The sequence below is a fragment of the Kitasatospora sp. NPDC001119 genome, assembly GCF_053598475.1.
In genome coordinates, this window is record NZ_JBSFKI010000003.1 from 376269 (window position 1) to 385487 (window position 9219).

Sequence of the window (9219 nt, forward strand, 5' to 3'; positions counted from 1 at the left end):
GAGGCCGCCAGGAGCGGACGGTCAAGCCACCTTGATCGTCCGCTCCCCCCGCCGAATCATCACCTCGACCTCGCCGCCGATCGCCGCCGAATACGCCCGCAGGTTGTCCAGGCTGTCCACCTGCCCGTGCTCGATCTGGGACACCCGCGCCTGACTCACTCCCATCAGCGCCGCCACCTCCTTCTGGGTGAGGTTGGCCGACTTCCGCATCTCGGCCAGCTCGTAGCCGCGGATCCGGGCCAGGTTCTCCTTTCGGATCCGAGCCCGGTCGGCCTCCGCCTCCGGCGAGGCCAGCCAGGGGTTGATCCGCTGCGCCTCGGCCCACACCTCGGTCCAGCTACGACCCTTCATGCGCGCCCTCCGGCGCTCTGCCTGTGCATGGGCGCCACGTTAAGCACTCAACTCATGAGCTCTACAGGGACTTCCCGCTCAATCCACCCCTGCGGGGGACAACACGCCGAGTCCTGCGCGCCCCCGACCGGCTACCCGCGCGCTGCCTGCCACAGGTCGGCGACGATCTGCTCCGCCGGGCCGGTGCGGGCCAGGTGGTGGGCGGTGCCGGCCCAGAGGTGCATGGCGTCGGTGTCGCCGCGGCGGGCGGCGGCGGCGCGGAGGGGGGCGGTGAGGTGGTGGACCTCGGGGTAGGCGGGCGGGGCGTACGGGTCGTGGCGGTCGATGAAGCCGTTGCGCAGGCCGCGGGCCGGGCGGCCGGTGAAGGCGCGGGTGACGGCCGTCTCCGGGAGTTCGACGAGCGCCGCCCGGTGGGCGGCCGAGGCGCCGGACTCGTCCGAACGCAGCAGCGCCGTGCCCAGCTGCACCGCCACCGCCCCCGCCCGCAGTGCCGCCGCGACGGCCGCGCCGTCGCCGAGTCCGCCCGCGGCGATCAGCGGCAGCGCCGTCACCTCCCGTACGGCGGGCAGCAGTTCGAGCAGCGGCTGCTCCCCGGGCCGGTCCGTCACCCGGTGGGTGCCCCGGTGGCCGCCCGCCTCCGGGCCCTGCACGCACAGCGCGTCCATCCCGAGGGCCTGCGCCGCCCGCGCCTCCTCGGGCGTGGTGACGGTGGCGACCTGGGTCGTGCCGACCGCCCGCACCGCCGCCGCTTCCTCGGCCGTGGGCAGCCCGAAGGTGTACGAGAGCACCGGCACCGGGTCGGCGAGCAGGAGGGCGAGCTTGGCCTCCCAGTCGTCGCGGTCCGGCCCGATCTCCTCCGGCAGGGTCACGCCCCACTGCTCGGCCTCGGGGCGCAGCCGCTCCCGGTACGCCGCGACGGCCGCCGCGTCCCCGGGCGTGCCCGGCACGAAGAGGTTCACCCCGTACGGCCGGTCGGTCGACTTCCGTACCGCCGCGATCTGCTCGGCCATCGCCTGGGCGGTCTTGAGGGCGCCGGCCAGGAACCCGAGCCCGCCGGCCCGGTTCACCGCCGCCGCCAGTTCGGGCGTCGAGGGCCCGCCCGCCATCGGGGCGGCGATCACCGGTACGGCGAGCTCGTCGAGACGGACGGTCATCAGGCGCTCCTCACGCTGCCACGGGCACGGAACACCCCCACCCTACGCTCAGCGGATCAGCCCCAGCCGCCGTGCCTCGCGCACCGCCGCCGTGCGCGAGTCCACGCCCAACTTGGTGTAGATGTGCACCAGATGGGACTTCACCGTGGCCTGGCTCAGGTGCAGCCGCTGGCTGACCTGCTGGTTGGTCAGCCCGTCCGCGACCAGCCCCAGCACCTCGGTCTCCCGGGCGCTGAGCGCCGCCGCGGGCGTCCGCATCCGTTCCAGCAGCCGGTCCGCCACGCTGGGCGCCAGCGCGCTGCGCCCCGCCGCGGCGGCCCGGACGGCCTGGGCCAGCTCCTCCGGCGGCGCGTCCTTCAGCAGGTAGCCGGTGGCGCCCGCCTCCAGGGCGGGCAGGGTGTCCGCGTCGGTGTCGTACGTGGTGACCACCAGGACCCGCGGCGCGCCCGCCCGGGCGGTGATCGCCGCGGTGGCCTGCGCCCCGTTCATGGCCGATCCCGGCCCGAACTGGAGGTCCATCAGCACCACGTCCACGCCCGGCTCGGCCGCCAGTTCGACGGCCCGCTCGGCGGTGGCCGCCTCCGCCACGATCGCGAAGTCCGGTTCGCACTCCAGCACGGCCCGCAGCCCGGCCCGCACCACCGGGTGGTCGTCGGCGATGAGCAGCCGGATCACTGGCCGGCCTCCGGGGTGACCGGCAGCTGCACCGCCACCGTCGTGCCCTGCCCGGGCGCCGACTCCACCGTGAAGCCGCCGCCGAGCGCCCGCGCCCGGGCCCGCATCGACGGCAGCCCGAAGCCGCCGTCCCCGCCGGTTCGGCCGGCGACCGCCGCCGGGTCGAACCCGGCCCCGTCGTCGTACACGTCCAGTGCCACCTCACCCTCCATGTAGCTGAGTGTCACCTCGGCCCGCGCGGCCCCCGCGTGCCGGACGGTGTTGCCGAGCGCCGACTGCGCGATCCGCAGCAGCGCGACCTCCTCCGCGGCCGGCAGCCGGACCGGGGCGCCGGAGACGTGCAGCTTCACCGGCAGGCCGCTCTGCGCCGTCGTCGTCGCGCACAGCCGCTCCAGCGCGACCGGCAGCGGGTCCCCGTCCAGCGCGGGCGGGGTGAGCGCCCGGACGAACCGGCGGGCCTCGTCCAGGTTGTCCTGGGCGGCCTGCCGCGCCTGCTCGACGTACCCGGCGGCGGTCTCGGTGCGCTCCGGCAGGGCCCGCTGGGCGGCCCGCAGCAGCAGCTGGATGGAGCTGAGGCCCTGTGCGAGGGTGTCGTGGATCTCCCGGGCGAGCCGCTCCCGCTCGGCCAGCACCCCGGCGGCGTGGTGGGCGGCGGCGGCGTCGGCGCGGGCGGCGGTCAGCTCGTCGATCAGCCGGCGGCGCTCCTCGCTCTCCCGGTACAGCGCCTGGTAGCCGAGCACGGTGGCGGTGGCGACGGCCGCGCCGAGCGCGGGCCCGATCGAGGCGGCGAAGCTGAAGCTGTGCTGGTGCCAGGACCACGCGGCGATCGACGCGGCGGCGGTCAGCCCGACGGCGACCAGCCCGCCGCGCCGCCCCAGCAGGTGCAGTTCCAGGAAGTACAGCGGGAAGGCCAGCCAGACGCCGTCCTGGGTGGTGATCAGCACGCCCGCCCAGGTGACGCCGAGCAGCGCCAGCCAGAGCGCGGCCGCCCGCCGGGAGCGGCGCACGGCGGCCAGCTGCGGCCCGACGGTGTAGACGGCGGCCATCGCGGTGGCCGCGGCGGCGACGGCGGCCGGATCGCCGCCCCGGTCGACGAGGACGGCCCGGGCGACGGCGAGCGCGAGCAGGCCCGCCACGAGCAGGTGCAGGCAGACCTGGAGGACGCGGGCGACGGGGGTGGTTCTGGATCGTTCGGTCGCCATCCGTCCAGCCTAAGTTCCTAGCCCGGCACCCGGCATCAATCAAAAGGTTGAACTCGGGCTCTCCCCTTTGATGCCCAGGATGCAATCCCCGGCGCGATGCCCCGGACCCCTCCCGTCCAGGACGGTGGAAGTGTCGAAACCACCTGTCCAGAGGAAGGCCCCGTCGTGTTCGTCGCCTGGAGGGACCTGAGGTTCGCCAAGGGGCGGTTCGCCCTGATGGGAACCGTCATCGTGCTGATCACCGTGCTGGTCGGCCTGCTGTCCGGGCTGACCGCCGGGCTCGGCCGGCAGAACATCTCCGCGATCACCGGACTGCCCGCCGACCACCTGGTCTTCGGCAAGCCGGCCGACGGGCAGAAGCTCTCCTTCACCGACTCCCAGGTCACCCCCGACCAGTGGCAGGCCTGGGCCCGCGAGCCCGGCGTCACCTCCGCCCAGCCGATCGGCATCACCACCACCAAGGCCGCCGCCGGACAGCGCACCGCCGCGCTCTCCGCCTTCGGCGTCCCGGAGGGCTCCGCACTCGCCCCGCAGGGCAGCCGGATCGCCCCCGGCCAGGCCGTACTGTCCAAGACCGCCGCCGAGAACCTGGGCGGCCTCGCCCCCGGCGCCGACTTCACCCTGGCCGGCCACCCGCTGCGGGTCGCCGCCGTCGAGGGCGACGCCGCGTACAGCCACACCCCGGTGATCTGGACCAGCCTCGGCGACTGGCAGCAGGCCGCCCCCGGCGGCGCCGGCCACGCCACCGTCATCGCGCTCGACACCGCCAAGGGCGCCGACCTGGCCGCCGCCGACGCCCGCCACGGCACCGAGACCCGCACCCGCGACGACGCCCTCGCCGCGATCGGCTCCTACACCTCCGAGAACGGCTCCCTCCAGCTGATGCGCGGCTTCCTGTTCGCCATCTCGGCCCTGGTGATCGGCGCGTTCTTCACCGTCTGGACGATCCAGCGCAGCGGCGACATCGCCGTCCTCAAGGCCCTCGGCGCCTCCACCCGCTACCTGCTGCGCGACGCCCTCGGCCAGGCCGTCCTCCTGCTGCTGCTCGGCACGGTCGTCGGCACCGCGATCGCGTCCGGCTTCGGCGCGCTGATCGGCTCCGCCGTCCCCTTCGTCCTGGACGCCCCGACCGTCCTGCTGCCCGCCGCCGTCATGATCGCCCTCGGCGCGATCGGCGCGGCCCTGTCCATCCGCCGGATCACCTCCGTCGACCCGCTGACCGCCCTCGGGAGCGCCCGATGAGTCTCGTCCTCGACCGCATCACCCTCACCTACCCGGACGGCGACGGCCGGCTCACGGCACTCGACGAGGTCTCGCTGACCGTCCCCAAGGGCACGCTCACCGCCGTCGTCGGCCCCTCCGGCTCCGGCAAGTCCAGCCTGCTCGCGGTCGCCGCCACCCTGATCACCCCGGACTCCGGGCAGGTCGTCGTCGACGGCACCGACACCGCGGGCCTCAGCCGGGCGGACCTCACCGCGCTGCGCCGCACCAGGATCGGCATCGTCTTCCAGCAGGCCAACCTGCTGCCCTCGCTCACCGCCGTGGAGCAGTTGCAGGTGATGGCCCACCTCGACGGCCGCCCCCCGCGCGGCGCCCTCCCCCGCGCCCTGGAACTCCTCGACGCCGTCGGCCTGCGCGACCAGGCCGCCCGCCGGCCGCACCAGCTCTCCGGCGGGCAGCGCCAGCGGGTCAACATCGCCCGCGCGCTGATGAACGACCCCACCGTCCTGCTGGTCGACGAACCCACCAGCGCCCTCGACCACGAACGCGGCGCCGCCGTCCTCGACCTGATCACCGACCTCACCCACCGCCGGGCCACCGCCACCGTCCTGGTCACCCACGACCGCACCCACCTGACGGCCGTCGACCAGATCGCCGAGGTCCACGACGGACGGCTGACCCTCCCGGCGGCGGCGCTCTGACCTACTTCTTGGCCGTCAGCACGTCGTCCACCGAGAGCGTCACCGACGCTCCGATCGACTCCGGCAGGGTGAAGGACTGCCCGGGGTGGTGGACGGCGTGCACCCGGTATTCGCCGTCCCGCGGATCGGTGAGCACCATGACTCGCTGATTCGCGCGATCCACGATCACGTAGACGGGCACGCCGGCAGACGCGTAGACGAAAGGCTTCCTCTTCAAGTCATCGCTGTGGTTGGACGAGGTGACTTCCAGAACGAGCCGGAAGACGGCCGGGTCGTAGCAGTTGTACTCGATCAGGTGATCGTCGATATCGGCGTCGACAACCACCAGATCGGGAATCGCATAGTCCGACGGCCCATCCGGCAGCCAGATCCCGACGCCCTGAAGGACTTCGGTCCCGCCTCCATCGAGGCCGGCCTGGAACAGCACGCGCATCAGGCGGCTCAGCGACTTGCTGTGCGAAGCGTTCGGCGGCGGCGTCACGGTGATCTGGCTCCCGACGATCTCGACCCGGTGCCCGGTGAACTGGTTGGAGATCAGCTCAGCGGCTTCGAGCAGCGTCGGCTGCTCCATGGGCTCTTCCACTGCTGCGGCGGACATGGATTTCCTCCTGGCTGCCGATGTCGAGAGCATCATCGTAGAACCGGCACGCCTTTCGGCGCCCGATCCTCAGTCTTCACCCGAACGAGCGGTTTAGCCCCGGCCGGACCGCAGGCGCAGGGCCGAGGGCTCCGGTTCGGCGGGCTTCTCCTCGCCGGCCCAGAGGGAGCGGACGTGGCTGAGGTGGCGGGTCATGCAGGCCTCGGCCCCGGCCGCGTCGCCGGCGAGCAGCAGGTCGAGCAGCTCCAGGTGCTCCTCCGCCGAGGAGACCAGCTCGCCGCGCTCGTCGAGCCGGTTGAGGCCGTAGAGCCGCGAGCGCTTGCGCAGGTCGCCGACGACCTCGACCAGCCGCGAGTTGCCGGCCAGGCCCAGCAGGTCGAGGTGGAACTGGCGGTCGGCCTCCAGGTAGCCGATCAGGTCGTGCTTGCGGGCCGCCGCGACGATCGCCTCGGCCTGCGGGCGCAGCCGCTCCAGCTGCTCCTTGGTGGCGGTGCGCGCCACCCGGCCGACGGTCGGGACCTCGATCAGGGCGCGGATCTCGGTGAAGTCGTCGAGGTCGCGGTCGGTCAGCTCGGTGACCCGGAAGCCCTTGTTGCGGACGGCTTCGACCAGGCCCTCGCGGGCGAGGTCGAGCATGGCCTCGCGGACGGGGGTCGCGGAGACGCCGAAGTCGGCGGCGAGCGCGGGGGCGGAGTAGACGACGCCGGGGCGCAGTTCGCCGGAGATCAGGGCCGCCCGGAGTGCGTGCGCGACCTGGTCGCGAAGCCGCTCCTGTACGGAGATCAGGGTGCGGGACTTGAGGTCGGCCATGGTGTTCCTCCGGGTGGGTGCAGAACACCAGCGTACAATGTCACGTTACGTTGCGTGCGCAACAGCCAGTGATTCGAACACCCGTCACCGACCCGCCGCTCCGGCCCCTCCTCCTGCCGAACGCCATGGTGACAGCGGCCGTCGGCCGTGACAACGGCCGACGGCACACGATCTTCCGGTCCGCCCGGGAGGTCCGTACGAAGATCCGCACGGAGGTCCGCCCGGAGGGCTACACCCGGCGGAACCGCCCCACCAGGGTGCTCAGGCTGGCCGCGCCGTCCCCGTCCGCCACACCCCGCCGGACCGCCTCCGCGAGGAGGGCCGGCAGGGCGCCGTCCACCCCGGAGTCCTCCGCGGTGTGCTGGACGTGCTCGATGCTCGCGAGTGCCATCGTCAGCCGGTCGACGTCCCCGCGGTGGTCCCCGGCGGTGATCCGCGGCGCGTAGAACTCGATCATCCGCGGCAGCAGCGCGGCGGTGGGCAGGGCGTACGGCAGGAACTCCTCGGCGGTGATGCCGTTGGCCTCGGCGACCGCCGTGGCGTGCAGGTAGCCGACCATCGAGGACCAGAACAGGTCCATCTGGATCTGGTAGTACAGCTGGGCCAGCCCGGGGTCGTCGCCCCGGTAGTCGGCCGCGGTGAGCACCTCCAGGGCGGCCCGGTGCCGCCGGAACAGCTCGACCGGGCCGCTGTAGAAGGTGGACGACTCGGGGCTGCCGATGCCCGAGGGCGGCACCTGCACCCCGCCGGTCAGGTGTCCGGCGCCGCGCTCGGCCAGCCAGCGGGCGGCGTCGCGGGCCCGCCCGGGGGTGTCCGAGCTGAGGTTCGCGACCACCTTCCCCTTCAGCGCCGGCTCGACCGACTCCAGGACGGTGAACACGGCGTCGTAGTCGGTGAGGCTGAGCACCACCAGTTCGTTCGCCGCCACCGCCGCCTCCGCGCTGGGCGCCGCCTGCGCGCCCCGGGCGACGAGTTCGTCGGCCCGTGCGGCCGTGCGGTTCCACACCGTGACGGCGTACCCGGCGTCCAGGAACGCCCGGGCCATGGCCTGCCCCATCGGGCCGAGCCCGATCACCGTCACGGATCGCTTCGCCTGCTGCTCCACGGACATGCGTGTTCCCCTCCACTGGACGAATGCCTAGAACGAACGCTCTATCCAGAGCGCCGGAGCCGACGCTAGCACAGGACTGGAACGAACGCTCTACTCAGAATCTCGGCTAGGATCACGCCGTGAAGACGCCCGAGAAGACCCCCGCGCAGGCCGACCCGAAGGCCGCCGTGAGGGTCGCTGCGAAGGCCCCGGCGAAGGCCCCGGCGAAGGCCGCACCGAAGGACGGCGCGCAGGCCGAAGCGAAGCCCGGCACCCGGGAGCGGATCGTCCGGGCCACCTCCCGGCTGCTGCAGCGCCAGGGGTACGAGGGCACCGGGATCAAGCAGATCTCCCGCGAGGCCGAGGCCACTCTCGGCTCCGTCTACCACTTCTTCCCGGGCGGCAAGCAGGAGTTGGCCGCCGAGGCGATCCGGCACGGGGACGAGGAGTTCGCCGTCATGCTGCACGCCGGGCTCGGCTCCTCACCGGACCTGGGCGAGGCGATGACCGCCTGCACCCGGCTGCTCGCCACCGAACTGCGCGCGTCCGACTGGCAGGACGGCTGCCCGATCACCAGCACCGCCCTGGAGACGATCGGCCGGGTGCCGGTGATCGAGGAGGCGGTGGCCGAGGCCTTCGCCCACTGGCGGGCCGTCGTGACGGAACGGCTGCTCGCCGCCGGCATCGGCGAGCAGGACGCCCGCGAGCTGGCCGGCACCGTGATCAGCACCCTGGAGGGCGCCGAGCTCGCCGCCCAGGTCGCCCGCAGCGAGGAGCCGCTGCTGGTCACCGGCAAGCACCTGGCCCGCCTGCTCACCGCCTACGCCGACGACCGGGCCTGACGCGCGGACCCGGACCGCCCGCCCGCCCGGGAGCCTGCCGGAAAACGTGAGGAGCCGGTGCAGCGGGGGATCCCATCCCGCTGCACCGGCTCCGGCTCCACAACTCCCGACCACCACCAGGAGTAACGCCGTGTCGATCGACATCGCGCTGTACGACGGCCGCCCGAACGGCGGCCGCCGCACCAGCGCCAGGTTGCTGCACCTGTCGAGCCCCGGCGAGGCCCTCACCTCCGCCCTGGCCCGGCACACCGATCCGACCCGCCACCGGCTCGGCCGGATCGACCCGTACGGGGACACCCCGTTCAACGAGCAGGACGCCGGCGCCGCCTTCGAGGAGGCCACCGCCCTGCTCGCCCGCTGCACCACCGGGGAGCAGCGGGCGGCCGTCCGCGAACTGCGCAACCTGCTCGCCAACTGCGCCGCCACCCCGGGCAGTTGGCTCGTCTTCCTGGGCGACTGAACCGCTAGGGCGTGTCTTCAAACTCCCGTCGTCCGCCCGGAGGGCGGGCGGGGCGGCGTTGGGGTGCGTGCATCGCAAGGCGGAGGAGGGAGCCACTGCGGAGCATTGGCGACCG

The 9219-nt window shown here is 73.7% G+C and carries 11 protein-coding genes; 4 read left to right on the top strand and 7 right to left on the bottom strand.

Annotated elements, in window-relative coordinates; all coding sequences use genetic code 11:
- Positions 1–21 precede the first annotated feature (21 nt).
- From ACWDD9_RS05980 to ACWDD9_RS05995, 4 genes are all read right to left on the bottom strand, one after another.
- A complete protein-coding gene (locus ACWDD9_RS05980) occupies positions 22–351 on the bottom strand; it encodes an XRE family transcriptional regulator (RefSeq protein WP_117487201.1) in 330 nt (109 codons plus the stop codon).
- Positions 352–482: 131 nt separating this feature from the next.
- Positions 483–1505 carry a nitronate monooxygenase gene (locus tag ACWDD9_RS05985; RefSeq protein WP_449810883.1) on the bottom strand — a complete coding sequence of 341 codons (1023 nt, stop codon included), beginning with the start codon at positions 1503–1505 and terminating at the stop codon, positions 483–485.
- 48 nt (positions 1506–1553) lie between these two features.
- Entirely contained in the window at positions 1554–2180 is a 627-nt protein-coding gene (locus ACWDD9_RS05990) for a response regulator transcription factor (protein WP_049656462.1), read from the bottom strand.
- Positions 2177–3382, bottom strand: coding sequence for a sensor histidine kinase (locus tag ACWDD9_RS05995; protein WP_049656461.1), 1206 nt, complete (start codon positions 3380–3382; stop codon positions 2177–2179). The genes ACWDD9_RS05990 and ACWDD9_RS05995 overlap by 4 nt, the downstream gene beginning before the upstream one ends.
- 165 nt (positions 3383–3547) lie before the next feature.
- On the opposite strand from ACWDD9_RS05995, the gene ACWDD9_RS06000 reads away from it, so the two are divergent.
- Both ACWDD9_RS06000 and ACWDD9_RS06005 read left to right on the top strand, forming a co-directional pair.
- Complete coding sequence (locus tag ACWDD9_RS06000; RefSeq protein WP_449810884.1) at positions 3548–4624, top strand: ABC transporter permease; 1077 nt, start codon at positions 3548–3550, stop codon at positions 4622–4624.
- Positions 4621–5304: an ABC transporter ATP-binding protein gene (locus tag ACWDD9_RS06005; RefSeq protein WP_049656456.1), complete on the top strand. Its 684-nt coding sequence runs from the start codon at positions 4621–4623 to the stop codon at positions 5302–5304. The genes ACWDD9_RS06000 and ACWDD9_RS06005 overlap by 4 nt, the downstream gene beginning before the upstream one ends.
- Position 5305: 1 nt before the next feature.
- Here the strand turns inward: ACWDD9_RS06005 and ACWDD9_RS06010 are convergent, their stop codons facing one another.
- From ACWDD9_RS06010 to ACWDD9_RS06020, 3 genes are all read right to left on the bottom strand, one after another.
- The gene (locus tag ACWDD9_RS06010) at positions 5306–5902 is read right to left on the bottom strand and encodes a Uma2 family endonuclease (protein WP_049656455.1); all 597 of its coding nucleotides are present in this window, start codon (positions 5900–5902) and stop codon (positions 5306–5308) included.
- Between the two features lie 93 nt (positions 5903–5995).
- Positions 5996–6712, bottom strand: a complete 717-nt coding sequence (locus ACWDD9_RS06015; protein WP_049656453.1) for a GntR family transcriptional regulator — start codon at positions 6710–6712, stop codon at positions 5996–5998.
- A gap of 229 nt (positions 6713–6941) precedes the next feature.
- Positions 6942–7823, bottom strand: coding sequence for an NAD(P)-dependent oxidoreductase (locus ACWDD9_RS06020; protein ID WP_449810885.1), 882 nt, complete (start codon positions 7821–7823; stop codon positions 6942–6944).
- Positions 7824–8086: 263 nt separating this feature from the next.
- On the opposite strand from ACWDD9_RS06020, the gene ACWDD9_RS06025 reads away from it, so the two are divergent.
- Together ACWDD9_RS06025 and ACWDD9_RS06030 are read left to right on the top strand one after the other, a co-directional pair.
- Positions 8087–8644 (top strand): TetR/AcrR family transcriptional regulator, encoded by a 558-nt coding sequence (locus tag ACWDD9_RS06025; protein WP_074002606.1) that lies wholly within the window; start codon positions 8087–8089, stop codon positions 8642–8644.
- 130 nt (positions 8645–8774) lie between these two features.
- The gene (locus ACWDD9_RS06030; RefSeq protein ID WP_049656450.1) at positions 8775–9104 is read left to right on the top strand and encodes a hypothetical protein; all 330 of its coding nucleotides are present in this window, start codon (positions 8775–8777) and stop codon (positions 9102–9104) included.
- The last annotated feature ends 115 nt before the right edge of the window (positions 9105–9219 follow it).